General features: G+C 70.8%; 14 protein-coding genes. 10 read left to right on the top strand and 4 right to left on the bottom strand.

The genetic code is table 11. The annotated features are described in order from the left end of the window. Window positions 1-75 precede the first annotated feature (75 nt). The 3 genes from ACZ6S0_RS42350 (at window position 76) to ACZ6S0_RS42340 (ending at window position 5257) form a co-directional block, all read left to right on the top strand. A complete protein-coding gene (locus ACZ6S0_RS42350; RefSeq protein WP_465925066.1) occupies window positions 76-1086 on the top strand; it encodes an ROK family protein in 1011 nt (336 codons plus the stop codon). A gap of 174 nt (window positions 1087-1260) precedes the next feature. Continuing rightward, complete coding sequence (locus tag ACZ6S0_RS42345; protein ID WP_465924983.1) at window positions 1261-3525, top strand: polysaccharide deacetylase family protein; 2265 nt, start codon at window positions 1261-1263, stop codon at window positions 3523-3525. A 214-nt stretch (window positions 3526-3739) separates the two neighbouring features. Then, on the top strand, window positions 3740-5257 hold the full coding sequence (locus ACZ6S0_RS42340; protein ID WP_465924982.1) for a serine hydrolase domain-containing protein: 1518 nt from the start codon (window positions 3740-3742) through the stop codon (window positions 5255-5257). 66 nt (window positions 5258-5323) lie between these two features. Here the strand turns inward: ACZ6S0_RS42340 and ACZ6S0_RS42335 are convergent, their stop codons facing one another. Beyond that, entirely contained in the window at window positions 5324-6514 is a 1191-nt protein-coding gene (locus tag ACZ6S0_RS42335; RefSeq protein ID WP_465924981.1) for a HEAT repeat domain-containing protein, read from the bottom strand. A 205-nt stretch (window positions 6515-6719) separates the two neighbouring features. Between ACZ6S0_RS42335 and ACZ6S0_RS42330 the strand changes: the two genes are divergently transcribed. Then, a complete protein-coding gene (locus ACZ6S0_RS42330) occupies window positions 6720-7607 on the top strand; it encodes a LysR family transcriptional regulator (RefSeq protein WP_465924980.1) in 888 nt (295 codons plus the stop codon). Between the two features lie 130 nt (window positions 7608-7737). Beyond that, a complete protein-coding gene (locus ACZ6S0_RS42325; protein ID WP_465924979.1) occupies window positions 7738-9195 on the top strand; it encodes an FAD-binding protein in 1458 nt (485 codons plus the stop codon). A 35-nt stretch (window positions 9196-9230) separates the two neighbouring features. On the opposite strand, the gene ACZ6S0_RS42320 is transcribed toward ACZ6S0_RS42325, so the two are convergent. Genes ACZ6S0_RS42320 through ACZ6S0_RS42310 form a run of 3 tightly spaced genes read right to left on the bottom strand, consistent with a single transcriptional unit; the run spans window position 9231 to window position 12447 of the window. Next, complete coding sequence (locus ACZ6S0_RS42320; protein WP_465924978.1) at window positions 9231-10751, bottom strand: hypothetical protein; 1521 nt, start codon at window positions 10749-10751, stop codon at window positions 9231-9233. A 2-nt stretch (window positions 10752-10753) separates the two neighbouring features. Continuing rightward, complete coding sequence (locus tag ACZ6S0_RS42315) at window positions 10754-11569, bottom strand: carbohydrate ABC transporter permease (RefSeq protein ID WP_465924977.1); 816 nt, start codon at window positions 11567-11569, stop codon at window positions 10754-10756. Further along, on the bottom strand, window positions 11566-12447 hold the full coding sequence (locus ACZ6S0_RS42310; RefSeq protein ID WP_465924976.1) for a carbohydrate ABC transporter permease: 882 nt from the start codon (window positions 12445-12447) through the stop codon (window positions 11566-11568). The genes ACZ6S0_RS42315 and ACZ6S0_RS42310 overlap by 4 nt, the downstream gene beginning before the upstream one ends. A gap of 171 nt (window positions 12448-12618) precedes the next feature. On the opposite strand from ACZ6S0_RS42310, the gene ACZ6S0_RS42305 reads away from it, so the two are divergent. The 5 genes from ACZ6S0_RS42305 to ACZ6S0_RS42285 are packed head-to-tail and all read left to right on the top strand — an operon-like array spanning window position 12619 to window position 18033. Then, window positions 12619-13902, top strand: coding sequence for an ABC transporter substrate-binding protein (locus ACZ6S0_RS42305; protein WP_465924975.1), 1284 nt, complete (start codon window positions 12619-12621; stop codon window positions 13900-13902). Between the two features lies 1 nt (window position 13903). Beyond that, complete coding sequence (locus ACZ6S0_RS42300; RefSeq protein WP_465924974.1) at window positions 13904-14866, top strand: Gfo/Idh/MocA family protein; 963 nt, start codon at window positions 13904-13906, stop codon at window positions 14864-14866. Continuing rightward, complete coding sequence (locus ACZ6S0_RS42295) at window positions 14863-16527, top strand: heparinase II/III family protein (protein WP_465924973.1); 1665 nt, start codon at window positions 14863-14865, stop codon at window positions 16525-16527. The genes ACZ6S0_RS42300 and ACZ6S0_RS42295 overlap by 4 nt, the downstream gene beginning before the upstream one ends. After that, window positions 16520-17242 (top strand): amidohydrolase family protein, encoded by a 723-nt coding sequence (locus ACZ6S0_RS42290; protein ID WP_465924972.1) that lies wholly within the window; start codon window positions 16520-16522, stop codon window positions 17240-17242. Before ACZ6S0_RS42295 ends, ACZ6S0_RS42290 begins: the two co-directional genes overlap by 8 nt. Further along, a complete protein-coding gene (locus ACZ6S0_RS42285; protein ID WP_465924971.1) occupies window positions 17239-18033 on the top strand; it encodes an amidohydrolase family protein in 795 nt (264 codons plus the stop codon). The genes ACZ6S0_RS42290 and ACZ6S0_RS42285 overlap by 4 nt, the downstream gene beginning before the upstream one ends. Window positions 18034-18035: the final 2 nt, after the last annotated feature.

Below are 18035 nucleotides of genomic sequence, written 5' to 3'. Positions count from 1 at the left end.
TATCAAGCTGATACTGTACTCATCCCCAGCACTCAATCCCCAGCCGGCCGAAGACTGGAGACGCCGCCCGTGGTGATGCCCGGAACCGACCGTACCGGCCTGGCCGGCCCCCTGCGCCGGGCGCTCGCCGAGGCCGGCTGGCTGCCGGCGAGCGGCGCCGAGCCGGCCCTGCCCCGCGAGGCGTTCCGTGGGGCGGAGGCCGAGCCGGTGGTGGGCGTCGACCTGGGCGGCACCAAGCTGCACGCGGTCCTCTACGATCCCGTCCGGCACCTGCTGCTGGATCGCGTCGAGCGCACCGATCCGCGGGGCGGCACGGCCGTGACCGGCCAGATCGCCGGGCTGGTGGCGTCGCTGACGGCGGCCGCGGGCAGCGAGGGGCGGCCGTCGCGGGTGGTCGTCGGCTGCCCAGGAGCCCCGGATCCGGTCACCGGCGCGGTCGGGCACGCGCCCAACATCCCCGGCTGGGACCGGATGGACGTGCCCGCCGACCTCGAGGTCCGTCTGGGCACCCGGCCCCTGGTGCACAATGACGCGAACCTGGCCGCCTGGGGCGAGCACGTCTGGCAGCCGGGCGGCGGCGCCGACCTGGCGTTCGTCGCGGTCGGGACCGGGGTCGGGCTCGGCCTGGTGCTGGGCGGCCGGATGCACGCGGGCACCCGTGGCCTGGCCGGCGAGGTGGCCGACCTGCCGTTCGGCGCGGACCCGTTCGACCCGGCCAACCTGGTGCACGGGCCGCTGGAACAGCAGGTCAGCGGTGGTGGCGTCGAGCGCCGCTACCGTGAGCTGGCCGGCCGGCGGCGTCCGGCGCCGGAGGTGTTCGCGGCCGCGGCGGAGGGTGACGGCGCGGCTGTGCAGGTGCTGGACGAGCTGGGCCGGCTGCTCGCGCTGGCGCTGCGGGCGGTCCGGGCGATCGTCGATCCTGCGACGTTCGTGCTGGGCGGCGGGATCGGCTCGCGGCCGGAGACACTGGCCGCGACCCGGCGCTGGCTGACCGTGACCGAGGGGGATTCGCTGCAGGTCAGGACCAGTGCGTTCGGGGCTCGTGCGGCGGTGGCCGGAGCGCTGGCCGCCGCCGTCGTGGCCTGATCCCGAGAGTTCCCACTCACTGCGACAAGAAAGCTGTCCATTCTCTCCCGTTTGGGGTTCCGGGAGGAATCTTTCCCGAGTACCTTCACAGAGATCAGCAATCCGCTCGGAGTTTCGATTCTCCCTGAGCAGATCCCTCGCTCGGCATGCCCTCAACCCCCCGAAGGAGCGGCAATGTCCAGGACGATGACAGGACGATTGGTGACGGCGGGAGTGCTGGCGGTGGCGACCGCCTGCTCACTGATCGGGACGGCGTCGGCCGCACCCGCCGCGCAAGCGCTGGACGGGTCACCAGGACCGGCGGCGGCCACGGCGGACGCCTGCCCGGCCGGCTGGTCCACCGAGACCACGGTCTGGTTCGGGCCCCCGCGTATCGACACCGGCATCCCCAACCCGGGACGCGACGACGGCTGCACGCTGCTCGACGCCGTCTGGAAGGAGGAGCCGTTCGCCACCCACGGCGAGTTCGTCGCCACCGTCGTCCGCGCCACCCGCGAGTTCCGCGGCCTCGGCCTGCTCTCCGCGAAAGAGACGAACGCCATCCGCGCGGCCGCCGCCCGTTCGGCCGCCGGCGGCCCGAAGGACGACTCGATCCCGAACACCTGCGCCGATCGGGTGGCGCTGACCTTCGACGACGGGCCGTCGTTCTACCGCGACCAGACGCTGGCGATCCTGCGCGAGAAGCAGGTCACCGCGACGTTCTTCGACACGGGCATGAGGATCGACGCCAACCCGCGGCTTCCGGCGTTCGAGCGGCGCGAGGGGCACCTCGTGCTCAACCACACCTACGAGCACCCCAACCTCAACCAGGTCACCGTATCGAGGCTCCAGGCCGAGATGCGGACCACCGAGGAGGCGCTGGACCGGGCCGGCGTCGAGCGGCCGTTCGTCGGCATGCGCCCGCCGTTCCTCGCGGCGAACGCCCAGGTCAGCGCCGAGCTGGCGCGGCTGGGCTTCACGGTCGTCAGCGGTGACATCGACGCGGAGGACTGGCTGCCCGACCGGCCGGCCGAGCAGTTGCGGGCCGACGTCGCCGAGGGCATCGCCGACGGACGGCGGAACATCTTCCTGCACGACGGCCCCATCGACACCGTCGCCGGGCCGGAGCTGATGGAGGCGCTGCCGCTGATCATCGACGACATCCGGGCGGCCGGGCTGTGCTTCGGCACGTTCGACAGCACCGGTGCGATCGTCGCCGACCGGTACGTCTCAAGCGGCGACCCGATCCCGTCCGTCGTCAACGCGGTGCCGTACCTGCCGCTGAAGTTCGGCGGCGGGGAGCCGCCGGAGCCGTACAGGATCATCACCCCGACGCCGGTCGCCTCGGCTGGGACGACGCCCACAACGACGGGCGCGACTACGGGCGCGACTACGGGCGCGACTACGGGCGCGGCGTCGGCCACGATGACGAGCGCCGCGATGACGAGCGCCGCGTCCGACGCATGCCCGAACGGCTGGTCCCCGGAGGAGACGATCTGGTTCGGCCCGCCGCGCGTCGACACCGGCATCGCCAACCCCGAGGGCTCGGACGGCTGCACCCTGCTGGACCGCGTCTGGGAGCGGGAGCCGTTCGCCACCCACGGCGCCTTCGTGTCCGCCGCCCGTGCGGTCGCCGACGAGTTCGTCGCCGACGGCCTGCTCAGCAGCCGGGACCGGGCCGGCGTGGTCTCGGCCGCCGCCCGCACCCACGTCGGCGGCCCGCGCGACAAGTCCGTCCCGAACTCCTGCGACCGCAGGCTGGCCATCCAGTTCGACGACGGCCCGTCGCACTACCGGACCGAGACGCTGCGGATCCTCCGCGAAAAGCAGGTGACCGGCGTGTTCATGGACACCGGCACCCGGGTCAAGGCGAACCCGCACTTCGCCAGGTTCCAACTGGACGAGGGGCACGAACTGCTCAACCACACCTACAGCCACGCGAACCTCAACCAGGTGCTGGCCGGCGAGGGTCCCGACGGTGTCCGCCACGAGATCCAGGACGGGGAGGCCGCGTTCGCCGCCGCCGGCGCCCCGATCTCGTTCAAGGGCATCCGCCCGCCGTTCGGCGCCGCCAACGCGCAGGTCCGGCAGATCATCGCGGACCTGGGCTACACGGACTACCTGCTCCGCATCGGCACCGACGACTGGGTGCCGGAGCGCACGCCGCGGCAGATCAGCGACGCGATCGTCGAGCAGTTGTACCCGGGCGCGATCATCTCGCTGCACGACGGCCCCTACGACAGCCCGGCCGGCCCGGGTACGAACGGGGGACTGGCGCTGCTCATCGACGCCGCCCGCGAGCGGGGCTACTGCTTCGGCACCGTCGACCACCACGGCGGGGTGGTGGCGGACCGATTGGTCCCGACGAAGCAGCCGATCCCGGTGGTCGAGAATCCGGTGCCGTACGCGCCGCTCGTCTTCCCGGGTGAGCCGCCGGAGCCGTACGTGATCCTCGGCTGACGCAGAGGACGGCTACCACGGATGGCCGGGACTGGGGGCGGAGGAAAACGTGTTCGCCGTCGGCGGGGTGCCCCGGTAGCATCGTGAGTGGCGGTTCCCGGCCGCCTCTGGGTCCGCGGGCAGAGCTGCAAGCTCACCGGTTCACCAAGCAGATCGACGGTATGTCTTTCCTGCCCGATGTCGCGGACCCGCGGGCGACCAGGGAAGGACTGCCTTGTCCGATCAGTTTCGTACGCTCCCCGACCGGCCGAGCCTCCGCTACCTGAAGCTCGAGGCCAAACGCCGCCTGTCCGCGGGGGAGTTCACCTCGCTCCACCAGGCCCAGTTGGCCATCGCCCGCGAACACGGGCTCTCGAGCTGGAACGCGCTCAAGCGACACATCGCCGCCACCGGCCCGGCCGGCCACGCCCTCACGCAGGTCCGCTGGGTCATCTCCCGCTTTGCCGCGGCCGGCACCCCGCGATGGACACCCCCGGACGAAGACGAACTGCGCCGGCACTTCACCGACGACTACCTGAACCTCATCCCGCCCCACACACTGACCGACCTGCTCGGCACCGTGGCCCGGCAACTGCGCGAGGACCTCACCGACCTGCGGGCCGAGCCACTGCTCCTGCGCGCGCGAATCGACGACCTGCGGGTCGAGGCGGCCACCGAGCCCGACCCGCCGCACCGGCTGAGCAGGCTGCGGCTCTATCCACTGGAGACCAAGGCCGACGACCCACGCGTGGCGGCGCCGCCGACGCGCACCTCCGGTACGGTGCCGCAGGAGGCGGCCGCGGTGGCCGCGGAGTCGTTCGCCGAACTGGGCCTGGTCGGCCTCATCGTGGCCGGCGCGAACGACGACGGCTCGCTGTGGGTGACCGCGCACGGCTGGGCGGACCTCGATGCGGACGCCATGCTGCGGCCCGACCACCGGTTCCCCGCGTACGCGATCACCGAGCTGATCACCGCGACCACCGTGCTGCGGCTGGTCGCGGACGGACGCGTACGACTCGACGACCCCGCGAACGCGTACCTGCGCACCATCCGGCTGGCCGGCGACGCCGTCACCGTACGGGAGCTGCTGTCCCACACCGGCGGCGTCGACGGTCCCGCGCCCGCGTCGATGTTCGCCGACAGCGTCCCCGACCTGGTCTCGGTCACCGGGCCGGTCGTGTCGTGCGACGGGCCGCGCGGCACGTTCGCCTACGGCAAGGGCGCGTACGCGCTGCTCGGGCAGCTCATCGCCGACGTCACCGCGACGCGTTACGAGGAGGCGGCCACCCGGATGGTGCTCGAACCCCTCGGGATGAGCGATTCGTGGTTCCCGCGGAGCTGTCCGGCCACCGGAGTGGCCGTCGGCCACCGCCTCACCGGCGAGGGCGTGTTCGAACGCGTACCGGCGCGGATCTCCGTCGTGCCTGCCGTGGGCGGCCTGTGGACCACGGCGGCCGACCTCGTACGCTTCGGCCTGGCCTGGTCGTCGCTGCTGCCCGGCGCGCTCGCCCGCGAGGCCCTTCGCCCGCAGGCCGAGCGGGACGGCTTCGGCGGACAGGCGGGGCTCGGCTGGATGCTGACGCTGCCCAAGGACGTGGCCGGGCACCCCGGTGCCGGGGCCGGATTCTCCGCCTCCCTGATCGTCAGACCGGGGCTCGTCGGCGCGGGCGGCGGCGGGACCTGGGTCGTCCTCACCAACCGGCAGGTCCTGGTCGAAACCGTCAACGAGCGCCTGATCCTCCCGCTCACCTGAGCCCGCACCATGCCCTTGGGGAACGTGCCTGACACGTCATCTGGGGTTGTCAGGCACGTGGGTCACCTACGGCATGTCTTCGTTCCGTGGCGCGTCGCGCCCGTAAGGGGTCAGCGCGCGCAGGCCCACGCCGCGCATGGAGGTCTTCTCGGTCAGCGCGGTCGGATCGATGCCGAGCGGTTCGTCGGTGTCGATGCCCTCGGTGGGGTCGCCGTCGCCCCATTCGTCGTCGATGGTGACCGCGCGCTCCCAGATGAGGTCACCGTTCTTGGCGCAGGCCCATGCCGCGGTACCGCCGTAGCCGCGGCCGGCGAATCCCCAGGCGGTGCCGAACCGGGCGCTCAGCCGTCGCAACGCGTCGCGCGTCTGCGCGTACCACGCGTCATCCCAGGCCGGGTAGCACCAGCCGCTGACGACGAGGGTCCAGCCGTCGAGTTCCGGTGTGACGTACGCCTCCGCCCGGTCCTGGTGTTCGACCGGTGGCGCCGTCCACCATGATCCACTCGCGACGCCCAGTCCCAGGTCGAAGTACATCGGGCTGGGGTCGGAGAAGTCCAGGGTCCGCAGGAGGTCTTCCTGCCGACCACCGGGAACGGCGATGCAACTGTTCTCCCAGATCTCCTGCGGCCGGTCGGCGGCGGCCCTGGCCCTGACGTAACGCCGCCAGAGCTCCTGGTCCTTTCGTGACAGGACGTCAGGTCCGCCGATGTTCAGGATCGAGTGGAAGGCGTGGAGGCGACCCGCACCCGGACCGGACTCGCGTACCTTCCGCAGCGCGTCCAGTCCTCCGGGGCCGATCGCCTCCAACGCCCAGGCGGCGCGTTGTCGCACGTCCGCCTCGGTGTCGCCGAGCAGCCGGATCAGCGCGTCGCACGCCGGCAGCGCCTTCTCCTTCATTCTCTGCAGGCATATGGCCGCACCCGCCCGGACCCGGGCCGAGGGATGTTCGAGCGACTCCATGAGACGGTCCAGGTGTTCGGGCTGACCGAAACCACCGAACGTCCAGCCGGCCCGCCGGGCCGGCTCTTTCGGCAGGTCGGCGGCGACGGCGTCACGAACCGCGCAGAACGCCGGATCGCCCAGACGTCTCAGCAGCGTGCCCGCCCGAGCCCAGTCGAGAGGAGACTCCTCGTCGATCAACTCCGCCACCAACGCGGGAACCCCGGCGCCACCGAGTTCCAGGAAGGCGTTCCAGGCCGGTCTCCAGGTCTGCTCGTTCCGCGCGGCGAGGACGCGGATGAGTTCGTCGAAATCCATCCTGGCGATTATACGAATGGATCACGCGCACCTATGGGTGCCGTGGTAGATGTCCCTCTTGGCCCATTCGAAAAACGCCGTCTTGCCCAGCAGAGACGTCATCGCGTCACTCCAAGGGTGGCTCGCTTCCTCCGGTGACTAGGATCAACGCGGAGCGCCACCCGTGCGAGAGCGTATCGACCCCTGAGCTGACGGAAGGAGGATCGTGGACCTCCGGGACATGGAGATCTTCCTGACCCTGGCCGAGGAGCTGCACTTCGGCCGGACCGCCGAACGGCTGCGCGTGAGTCCCGCCCGCGTCACCCAGGCCATCAAGAAACAGGAACGCCAGATCGGCGCCCCGCTGTTCGAGCGCACCAACCGCACGGTCCGGCTGACCCCGCTCGGCCGGCAACTCCGCGACGACCTGTGGCCCGTCTACAGCGGGCTGCGGGACGGCATGCGCCGCGCCAAACTCGCCGCCCAGGGCATCACCGCCGTGCTGCGCGTCGGCATGCTCCCCTTCAACGTCCACGACCTGCGCCCCTACTGGGACACCTTCCACACCCGCCACCCGCAGTGGAAGCTGCGGATCCAGCAGGCCCCCTTCGTCGACCCGTTCGCCGGATTGCGCCGCGGCGATCTCGACGTCCTGGTCTGCTGGCTGCCGGTCGAGGAACCCGACCTGACGGTGGGGCCGCTCCTGTTCACCGACCCGCGGGTGCTGGCCGTGGCCGCCGACCACGAACTCACCCGGCGCACCTCCATCTCACTGGACGCGCTCGCCGACTTCCAGCATGCCGACACCCCGGCGCGGCCGGACTACTGGTTCGACAGCTACAGCCCGTCCCACACCCGCTCGGGACGCCGGATCGAACGCGGTCCCGTGGTCCGCAACGCCGATGAGGTCCTCACCCTGACCAGTACGGGGCAGATCGTCAACGTCTTTCCCGCCCACATGCGGCGTTACTGGAACCGGCCCGACATCGCCTACCTGCCCGTCCGGGACCTCGACGCCCTGCCGTACGCGCTGGTGTGGCGTACCGAGACCGAGAACGACCTCGTCCGGGCCCTCGCCCGAGTCGCCGCCGACCTCGGCACCCTCGCCGCCTGAGCCGACGCCTTCCTCGCCGCAGCGCCGTAGTGACACTTTTGTGGCTGTCATCCGGTTTCGTTCGGCTGGCGTCGCCGGGTGCCGTCGGCGATGATCGACGCGACGTGACCGCCTGGCGAAAGGATCGGGTATGACGTGGCATCCGTGGAAACGGGCGTTCCTCACGGCGGGGGCGGCCGTGGTCGGCTTCGACCCGTCCACGCGCACGTGGGTCACCGACGCCGCCCAGTCTCAGGGGATGGTCGACCTGCCGCCGCTGAAGGGCAAGGTGGTGACCGATCCCGCCTCGCGCGGCCAGGCGGCCGACGACTTCGGGCACCTGGTCCATCGGACCCCGGGGGCCGTGCTCGAGCCCGGCGCCGTGTCGGACATCATGCAGATGATGAGGTACTGCCGGACGCACAACCTGCAGGTGGCCGCGCGCGGCCAGGGACACGCCACCTTCGGCCAGGGCCAGGTCGCGGGCGGTCTGATCATCGACATGACCCCGCTCAACGCGGTTGAGGTGCGGGAGGACACGGCCGTCGTGGAGGCGGGCGCGCTCTGGAGCAGTGTGGCGCAGACGACCCTGGCCCACGGCCTGACCCCTCCGGTCTTCACCGACTACCTGGAGCTCTCGGTCGGCGGCACCCTCTCGGTGGGCGGTGTCGGCGGCCAGACCCACCACCACGGATCCCAGGCGGACAGCGTCGTGGAGCTGGAGGTCGTCACGGGGGACGCCAGCCTGAGGAGGTGTTCCGCGCGGCTGCGCCCCGACCTCTTCCACGCGGTGCTGGCCGGAAGAGGACAGTGCGGCATCATCACCAAGGCCACCATGCGCCTGCTGCCCGCCCCCGCGACGGTCCGCCACTACCTGCTCTCCTACCCGAGCGTCGCCGCGCTGACCGCCGACCAGCGGCGCGTGGTCGACGACGGCCGCTTCGCCTACGTGGAGGGAGAGCTCGGGCTGCCGACCGGCTCCGACGGCTGGAGCTACCAGCTCGAAGCGGTCGCCTTCTTCGACGGCACGACCCCGCCCGACGACGCCAGGCTCCTCGCCGGGCTGAGCGACCAGCCCGGCGACCGGCAGATCCAGAACATGTCCTACTTCGACTTCCTCAACCGGCTCGCCGCGGGCGTCACCTATCTGAAGTCCACCGGCGAGTGGTACCGCCCGCACCCCTGGTGGAACATGTTCCTGCCCGCGAGCCGCACCGACGCCTTCGTGGAGGCCGCCATCAAGGACCTGACCGAGACCGAGGTCGGCGCCAGCGGCGTGGTCCTGCTCTATCCCTTCCCCCGTGCCCGCCTGAACCTGCCCTTGCTGCGCGTGCCCGACGAGGAGACGGTCTTCCTCTTCACGCTGCTCAGAACCGCCTCGGACGGAGCCGAGAGCCCGCAGGACATGGTGGAGGCCAACCGTTCCCTCTACCTGCGAGCCCAGGGCGTCGGGGGTTACCAGTACCCGGTCGGCTCCATACCCACCACGCCTGAGGAGTGGCGCACCCACTACGGCCCTTCATGGGCCGCCTTCGAGGCGGCCCGTGAACGCTACGACCCCGACGGAATCCTCACTCCGGGCCAGGGCGTCTTCCCTCCGGGGCCGTGAGGTCCGCAGCCGGATCACCCGTGCTGTCGCCGAGGTCAGGAGCCGCGCCTGGCCTGCCAGTTGAGGTAGGCGACGCAGGCCAGGTACGAGCCCTGCTGCGGTTCGACCGCCCGCCCCTCGTAGATCGCCCGCGCGTGGGGCAGCACGGTCGAGTCCCAGTCGGCCACGGCCATCCAGCGGGGAGCCTGCAGGTACTGCCCCGCGCTGGTGGAGCCGCCGGTGCCGTCGACGCGCACGTTGGCGGTGGCGATGCCGTCGGCGCCCGGCGTCGCCACCAGGTTCTTGCTGTAGGTCCTGGCGAAGCGGGTCATGTCGCGCCCGGAGTAGAAGATCTTGTGACGGAAGGCGGCGACGGCGAACTCGACGTCGATGGCACCGTGGCTCAAATCCTCGATCTGCCGCGCGCCGCCGGTGTAGGACGGGGTGTACTCGGAGACGCCGGAGGCGGCGTCGAACCCTTGGTAGAGCTTGCCGAAGGTGGGCCAGTACGACCAGACGTAGGCGTCGTCGGAGTCGACCGTGAGCTCGCGCGAGAAGGTGTGGGCCATCCGGCGGGCCCGGTCCCTGGTCGTCCGGTCCCCGGTGGCCGCGGCCAGCTCCGTGTAGGTCTGGCCGAGCGCCAGGCTCTGGTTGGTGGGCTGCTCGGTGCCGTCGTAGGCCAGCGGCGTCCCCTTGTTCCAGACGAAGTAGCCGCGCCCGTCTGCGCTCTCCCGCCACTCCTCGTCGTGCACGGCGGCGGCCGCCCTGGCGGCGTCCAGGTACTCCAGCGCCTTGCTCCTGTAGCGCCGCCGGAGGGCGGGGTCGGCCAGGACGGTCCTGGCGAACGCGGCGATCGGGTAGGTGATCATGCCGGTGTGCACGGTGAAGACGACCGGCTGCGACGCCAGCGGGATCGGGCCCAGGGCGGGCGTCACGCCCCCGGCAGGCGCGTCGCGCGGGTCGCGCGCCGTCACCATGGTCGGGGTGGGGTAGGCGTCCAGGATCCGCCTGACCGCGTAGTCGGCCGAGGCCGGGTCCAGCGACAGGTCGGGGAAGGTGGCGACCTTGGCCGTCCTGGTGTTGCGCACCTCCAGCGAGAAGCGGTCCGCGGAACTGCCCGCCGTGACCGTGGCGACCGCGTCGTCGGCGTAGCTCAGCGCGCTGCGCACCTCCAGCAGCGGCGTGCCGTCGACGCCCCGCAGCACGGCCGTGCCCACCGTGTAGGGGTGCATCGCGCGCCAGGCGGGCAGCGACCTGCCGCGGTGGTCGGTGACGCCGCGCACCGAGTCGCGGTTGGCCAGCACCTGGTCGGCGTTCTCGACCAGCCGGTCGAGGTAGTGCGTGTCCCGGTAGGCCTCGTACATCCGCATGAAGCCCATCAGGACGTAGGACTGCCCCCAGGCCAGCCCGCCGTGCTCGTTGGTGTCGCCGGGCCGGCCGACGCCGCCGCTGCCGTGGAAGACCCGGTCGAAGAGGTCGAAGGTCTCTCGGGAGGTGTAGTCGTAGGTGGAGGACCTGGTGAAGCCGAGCGTGCCCAGGGCCAGGGCGCCCAGTCCGAACTGTCTGCGGTTTAACATGATCAGCCTTTCACTGCGCCTCGCATGCCGTCGAGGATGTGGCGTTGCATGAGCATGAAGACGATGACGACCGGGATGATCGACATGATCGTTCCGGCGGCCAGCGTGCGGACGTCGGTGCCGGTGATGCCGGCCAGGTAGGAGATGCCGAGCGCGAGCGGATACTTGCCGGAGTCCTTCAGCACCACCAGCGGCCAGATGAAGCTGTTCCAGACCGCGATGAAGCCGAAGATGCCGAGGATCGCCAGCGTCGGGCGCGCCGCGGGCAGCATGACGTGCCAGAAGATGCGCAGTTCGTGGCAGCCGTCGGTGCGGGCGGCGTCCACGATGTCGCGCGGGACGCCCGCGAACGTCTGGCGGAGCAGGAAGATCCCGAAGGCCGACAGCAGGCCGGGCAGGATGACGCCGGCGAAGGAGTCGGCCATGCCGAGCTGCGTGACCACCAGGAACCTGGGGATCAGCATCAGCTCGCCCGGCAGGAACATCGTCGACAGGATCGCGAAGAAGACCAGGTTGCGGCCGCGGAAGTTCATCTGGGCCAGCGGGTAGGCGCACAGTGCCGAGACGATGACGTGGGCGGGCACCATCACGCCGACGTAGATGACGGAGTTGAGCAGGTAGGTGGGGTAGGGGATCGAGGTCCACGCCTCGATGACCCAGTCGAGCACCGGCGGGCGGGGGATGACGTCCGGCGGGAAGGAGTAGACGGCCTGGCCGGCGGGTTTGAGCCCGGCCGACAGCAGGATCAGGAACGGCCCGACGAACACCAGCGCGATCGCCGTGAGCACGAGGTACATCCCCGCCCGCCTGAAGATCATGCCATGACCGTCCTTCCGCGGGTGATCCGGTAGTTGAGGATGGCCAGGCCGATCATCAGCACCCAGAGCACCAGCCCCATCGCGCTGGCGTAGCCCATGTCGTAGCGCTCGAAGGCCGCCGACCAGATGTAGTAGCCCAGCGTGAGCGTCGCGTCCTGGGGCCCGCCCTTGGTCATCACGTAGATGGAGGTGAAGGCCTGCATCGCGTCGAGCATCTCCACGGTGAACGCGACCGCGATGTACGGCACGAGCAGCGGCACCGTGATGCTCCGCAGTCGCCGCCAGGGCCCCGCGCCGTCCACTCGGGCGGCCTCGTAGATGCTCTCCGGGATCGTCTGGAGCCCGGCGAGGTAGATCATCATGTAGAAGCCCATGCTCTTCCAGCCCTCGACCAGGATCACCGCGGGCAGCGCCCAGTCCGGGTCCAGCAGGTACTGGATCGGCTGGTCGAGCAGGCCCGCTCCGGTGAGCATCCAGTTCAGGACGCCCTGCTGGTGGAAGACGTACTCCCAGGCGATGCCGACGGCGACCATCGAGGTGACGACCGGCAGGTAGTAGAGCATCCGGAACGTCCGGATCCCCGGCAGCTTCTGGTTGACCAGTACGGCCAGCAGCAGCGGCGCCACCACCAGCAGCGGGAACAGCCCGACCAGGAACAGGAACGAGTTGAGCAGCGCGGTCCAGAACCGGTCGTCGCCCAGCATGCGGGCGAAGTTGTCCCCGCCCACGAAGACGGGCGGCGGGGAGATCATGTCGTACTTCAGGAACGAGAGTTGGATCGCCGTCACCGCCGGCCAGGCGAAGAAGACGCCGAACAGGACGAGGGCGGGGGCGGCGAAGAGGTAGGGCGTGTACCAGCGCTGGCCGGGGCGGAGCATGGCCTCACATCCTTCTCCGACGATTGTGACGGCCGTAGATCAGGTATCGGATGGCCAGAAGTTATACAAAGCCAACGCAGACGGTCAATAGCTTGGCCTTGACCGGAAAATCCTGAACTGCCATTCTGCCGAAAGAGACTTTAAGGACGGCCAGAATCGAGGACCACCACGATGTCCCGTAGGTTTGCCTTAGCGGCAGGAGCGCTCTCCCTGTCACTCCTCAGCACCGGATGCGTGGCCGGCACGTCCACCGGCGGCACCGATGCCGCCTCCGACCAGCCGTTCGAGGGCCAGGTCGAGTTCTGGACGATCAACCTCAGGAAGAACTACGGCGACTACGTCAACGGCCTCATCGCCGCCTACCAGAAGCAGCACCCCAAGGTCACGGTCAAGTGGGTCGACGTGCCGGGCCAGGAGAGCGCCACCAAGCTGCTCGCGGCCGTGGCCAGCGGCGCCGTGCCGGACCTGGTCAACGTCAACTCCATCGAGCTGGGACGCTTCGTCCCGTCGCTGACCCCGCTCGACGACCTGCTCAAACCGGAGGACCTGGCCGACTTCCGGCCCAACCTGGTCGAACCACTGCGCACCGGCGGCAAGCTCTACGCCCTGCCCTGGTACAACGGCGGCACCCCGGTGGCGATGTACCGCAGGTCGGTGGTGACCGAGGCCGGGTTCGACCCGGCCGCCCCGCCCACGACCTACGACGAGGCGCTCGCCCTCGGCGACAGGGTCCACAAGGAGACCGAGGTCTACGGCTCCAACATCATCCCGGACCACAACGTGCTCCGTTACTACGGCATCGACCTGCTGTCCGCGGACGGGAGGCAGGCCGCGTTCAACACCCCGCGGGCCGCGGAGGTCCTGGAGACGTTCAAGAAGAGCTACGGCAGCGGCATCGCGCCCGGCGCGGTCTCCAAGGACATCCGCAACCTGCCCCAGACGCTGGAGAACGGGCAGCTCGCCTTCAAGCCGACGACCAACGCCGCCGATCTGCTCAACGTGCGGAAGAACGCGCCGGACGTCTACAAGGACCTGGTCGTCACCGAGCCGGTCCGGATGAGCACCGGCAACTACCTGCTGCTGGCCCAGCAGGCCTTCGCCATCCCCAGGGCCTCCGCGCACAAGAAGGCGGCCGCGGAGTTCCTCAAGTACGTCACCAACGGCGCCAACCAGCTCGCCTTCTGCAAGATCGTGCCGATCTACCCGTCCACGATCTCCTCCACCAAGGACGCCTTCTTCACCCAGGGCGACGGCGGCGACGCGATGAGCGCCGCCCGCCGGGTCATCGTGAAAGGCATGGCCAAGCTGGAGTACAAGCCCATCGGCACCGCCAAGGACGCCGAGCTGGGTGAGTACTTCGCCGAACAGGTCAGGGCCTTCCTGACGGGAACCAAGAGCGCCGAGGAGGCGCTCGACACCGCCGAGAAGCAATGGAATGACGCTCTTGCCTCCTAAATTGAGAATCGGGATCATCGGCACCGGCATCATGGGCCGCGGCCACGCCGAGGTGCTGGCCGCGCACCCGGACGCGGAGGTCACCGCCGTCTGCCGCAGACCGCTCGCGGGCGCGCCGGTGTTCCCGACCTACCAGGCGCTCATCGAGTCCGGGCTGGTCGACGCCGTGTCGATCACCACGCCCGACCACCTGCACGCCGACGTGATGGTCGCCGCGGCGCGGGCGGGCCTGCACATCCTGGTCGAGAAGCCCTTCACCACCACGGTCGAGGACGCGGACCGGGCCGTACGGGCCATCAGGCAGGCGGGCGTGAGCGCCATGTACCTGTTCAACCACCGCTGGGTGCCCGCGTACGCGCAGGCCAAGGACCAGATGCCGGTGATCGGCGAGCCGGTCGTCGGCTACGCGCGCAAGGACGACACGATCCACGTCCCGACCGAGATGATCTCGTGGGCGGATCAGACGACCTGCGCGTGGTTCCTGTCCAGCCACGACATCGACCTGCTGACCTGGCTCTACGACGACCGCGTGGTCGAGGTCTTCGCCACCGCGCGCTACGGCAAGCTGAAGGTCACCCCGGACGCCATGCAGATCCAGGCCAGGTTCAGCCGCGGCGCGATGGCCACGTTCGAGTCGGCGTGGATCTACCCCAACACCTTCCCCACGATGGTCGACAGCTACGTCACCGTGGTGGGCGAGGACGGGGTGATCCAGCTCGACCGCCAGAAGGAGAACATCCAGGTGGCCACCGACAGGGCCTACACCTACCCGCGCAACATGCTGCAGCGCGTCGTGCACGGCGTCCCCGCCGGCGCCTACCGCGACGCCATCCACCACTTCGTGGAGTGCGCGCGCACCGGCGCCGAGCCGCTGATCACGGTGGAGAGCTCGCGGCACGTCACCGCGGTGCTGGCGGCGGCGCACGAGTCGGCCCGGTCAGGTCAGCCGGTGAAGGTCTCATGACGTACGTGGAGAACCCGCCGCACGTGGACGACGCACGCATGCGGCACATCACCGACGAGGCGCTCCTGGCCGAGCTGGGCGTCACGTCGATCGCCGAGGCCAGGCCGTGGCGCCGCCCCGACCCGGCCTGGGACTTCACCGCGACGATCGAGGAGGCCGACGCCCTCCTCGGGGCCGAGGTGGACTTCCTCGACAAGGGCCGCGGCCGATCCCGGCTGTACGGCTTCCACTACCTCAGGTGGATGATGCCGCTGGTGCACGCCTACCGCGAGACCGGCGACGCGCGCTACGCCGCGGAGTGGGACCGCCTGTTCCGCCGGTGGTACGGCACCCGCGACCAGGTCCACGGTGACTGGCCCGGCCTCGACGTCGTCTGGTACTCGCTGGGCGTGTGGGCCCGGTCGATGCACCTCACCCGCGCCATGGCGGTGCTGGCCGAGGAGCCCGCGCTGAGCGACGAGTGCTGGGCGATGATGATGAAGACCGTGCTCGGCGGCGCCCGCTGGTCGGCGGAGGAGCACGCGGCCTTCCGCCACGGCAACTGGCAGTTCGTCTGCGTCGCCGAACTGCTGCACGTGGCCACGCTCTTCCCCGAGCTGCCCGAGGCGCACGCGTGGGCGGAGATCGCGCGGGGGCGCGTCCTGGAGCACCTGGAGCTCGACGTACGGGCCGACGGAGGCCACCACGAGCGCTCGCCCGGCTACCACGGCATGGTCCTGGACGCCGTCCGCCGCGTCGTGGCCGTGGATCCCGGCTTCGCCGAGCACCCCAAGGTGCGGGCGATGCACTCCTGGTTCGGCTCGCTGGTCACCTCCGGCGGCTGGGTCCCGCACCTGCAGGACAGCGGCGTCGTCTGGCCCGAGGAGGAGCCCGTGCCCGGCTCGCACCTGCTCGACGTCAGCGGGTACGCGATCTTCCGGTCGGGTCACCTGCACACCGTGGTCAACTACGGGCCGTACGTGGGGCACGAGCTGGAACCGCACAGCCACCACGCCGCGCTGGACTTCGTGCTGTCGGGCTGGGGTGTGCCGCTGGCCTGGGAGGCGGGCGGGCCGCCGTCCTACGACGACCCCGGCTACTACGACTGGTACCAGGCCACCCGCGGCCACAACACGCTCCTGGTCCCCGGGCAGGACTACACCGAGGACAGGAAGGCCGCCCTCGACCTGTTCCACGCCGGGGAGCACATCGACGTCTTCGCCGGGCACCACCACGGGTACCCGGCACGGCACGACCGGCGGATCGTGTTCGTGCGCGACGAGCCGTCGTACTGGCTGGTCACCGACCGGATCGACGCCGAGGCGGTGTGGCAGGTGCACGGGCTGGCGCCCTGGCGGCCCCACGGGGCCGGTTACGTCACCCGGGGCCTGCTCGCGGTGCCGCTGACGCCGCCCGAGGAGGTCCTGCACGGGAACGGTCCCGCGCGCATCCCCGACCCCGGGACCAGGACCGCGGAGTACGGCGAGATCCACTCGCTGGGCCTGCGCCGCGCGGACGGCCGCTTCGCCGTCGCGCTCGTCCCCTTCCGGGGCGAGCCGCCCGAGGTGTCCGTCGAGGCGGGAGAAACCCTCAGGGTGAGCGTCGGCGGGACCGTGGACACCTTCGGCGCCACCGCCTGGACCAGGGGCGACACCGGCGAGAGCTGGGCCGTTCATGGGTGAAACGCGCCCGTTGCTGGTCGACGCGGACGCCATGCTCGGCCGCCACCCGCGCAGGGACGTGGGTGGCGGGACCGTGGAGGAGCTGCTCGCCGCGCTGGACCGGGTCGGGATAGCCGAGGCCGTCGTGGGCGGCATGACGGCCTGGCTGCACGACCCCAAGCGTGGCAACGACCAGCTACTCGAGCTGGTCAAGGACCAGCCCAGGCTCCATCCGTGCTGGGTCATGCTGCCCGACGGCTGCGGCGAGCTGGGAGCGGACTTCGCCGAGGAGGCCGCGGTCAAGGGGGTGCGGGCCGTACGGGCCTTTCCGCGCGACCACGGCTACCCGCTGGGCGGGGTCGAGGCGGCCGCCGTCCTGCGGGCCCTGGCCGGGGCGCGGCTACCGCTGCTGGTGGACGCGCCGCAGGTGGACTGGGCGACCGTCGAGCAGGTCGCCGGGGCGCACCCGGGGCTGCGGATCGTCGTCGGGGCCGCCGGATACCGGATGTTGCGGCAGATCGCCGGGGTGCTGGACCGGCACCCCAACGTGTGCCTGGGGACGGCCGACCTGTCCTCGCACTGCGGGCTGGAGTGGCTGGTGGCGCGGTACGGCGCGCGGCGGATCGTGTTCGGGACCGGCCAGCCGTACCGGGACCCGGCGGAGGCGGTGACCCGGCTGCTGTGGTCGGAGCTCGGCGATCCGGACGTGGCCGCGATCGGGAGGGGGATCCTGTGAACGAGACCGCGCGGGCCGTGTGGGAGCGGCGACCCCAGCGGGTGACCCGGATCGTCGACGCCCACGCGCACGCCGGGCCGTACAGCCTGTTCTTCATCCCCGAGGCGGACCCCGCGGCGATGATCAGGGTGATGGACCGGTGCGGCGTCGCGCACGCGGTCTTCTCCAGCCATCTGTCCATCCAGCTCGACGCGGCGGCCGGGAACGCGGCGACGGCGGCGATCGTGGCCGAGGCGCCCGAGAGGTTCACCGGCTACATCACTGTGAACCCGTGGCAGGACCCGGTCGCCGAGCTGGAGCGGTGGGGCGGCGACCCGCGCTTCGGCGGCATCAAGCTCCACCCCGACCTGCACGAGTACCCGCTGGACGGGTCCAGGTACGGCCCGGTGTGGGAGTTCGCCGCGCTGACCGGGTGCCCGGTGCTCACGCACACGTTCGCCGGGTCCCCGTACAACGACCTCCCGATGCTCGACGAGGTGGCGGAGCGGAACCCGGAGGTCACGTTCCTGGCCGGTCACTCCGGGGTGACGCCGCTGGGCCTGGACCAGGCGATCGAGGTGGCGCAGCGGCGGCCACGGGTCATCCTGGAGGTGTGCGGGTCCCACAACAGCGGCGCCGACATCGCCAGGATGGTACGGCGGGTCGGACGGGACCGGGTGGTCTACGGGTCCGACTTCCCTTTCATCGACCTGCGGATGTCGCTGGGGCGCGTACTCTTCTCGGACTTGACGGACAATGAGCGGGCAGCGGTGCTCGGGGGAACGATCAGCGGGTTGCTCAAGTGGAGATGACC

Source organism: Nonomuraea sp. NPDC051298, from assembly GCF_055586305.1.
This window is presented reverse-complemented; position numbering and strand designations above follow the sequence as displayed.

Coding starts and splice junctions, on each gene's coding strand:
- ACZ6S0_RS42350 (WP_465925066.1), top strand. CDS start 76: ATGCCCGGAACCGACCGTACCGGCCTGGCCGGCCCCCTGCGCCGGGCG.
- ACZ6S0_RS42345 (WP_465924983.1), top strand. CDS start 1,261: ATGTCCAGGACGATGACAGGACGATTGGTGACGGCGGGAGTGCTGGCG.
- ACZ6S0_RS42335 (WP_465924981.1), bottom strand. CDS start 6,514: ATGGATTTCGACGAACTCATCCGCGTCCTCGCCGCGCGGAACGAGCAG.
- ACZ6S0_RS42325 (WP_465924979.1), top strand. CDS start 7,738: ATGACGTGGCATCCGTGGAAACGGGCGTTCCTCACGGCGGGGGCGGCC.
- ACZ6S0_RS42320 (WP_465924978.1), bottom strand. CDS start 10,751: ATGTTAAACCGCAGACAGTTCGGACTGGGCGCCCTGGCCCTGGGCACG.
- ACZ6S0_RS42315 (WP_465924977.1), bottom strand. CDS start 11,569: ATGATCTTCAGGCGGGCGGGGATGTACCTCGTGCTCACGGCGATCGCG.
- ACZ6S0_RS42310 (WP_465924976.1), bottom strand. CDS start 12,447: ATGCTCCGCCCCGGCCAGCGCTGGTACACGCCCTACCTCTTCGCCGCC.
- ACZ6S0_RS42305 (WP_465924975.1), top strand. CDS start 12,619: ATGTCCCGTAGGTTTGCCTTAGCGGCAGGAGCGCTCTCCCTGTCACTC.
- ACZ6S0_RS42295 (WP_465924973.1), top strand. CDS start 14,863: ATGACGTACGTGGAGAACCCGCCGCACGTGGACGACGCACGCATGCGG.
- ACZ6S0_RS42290 (WP_465924972.1), top strand. CDS start 16,520: ATGGGTGAAACGCGCCCGTTGCTGGTCGACGCGGACGCCATGCTCGGC.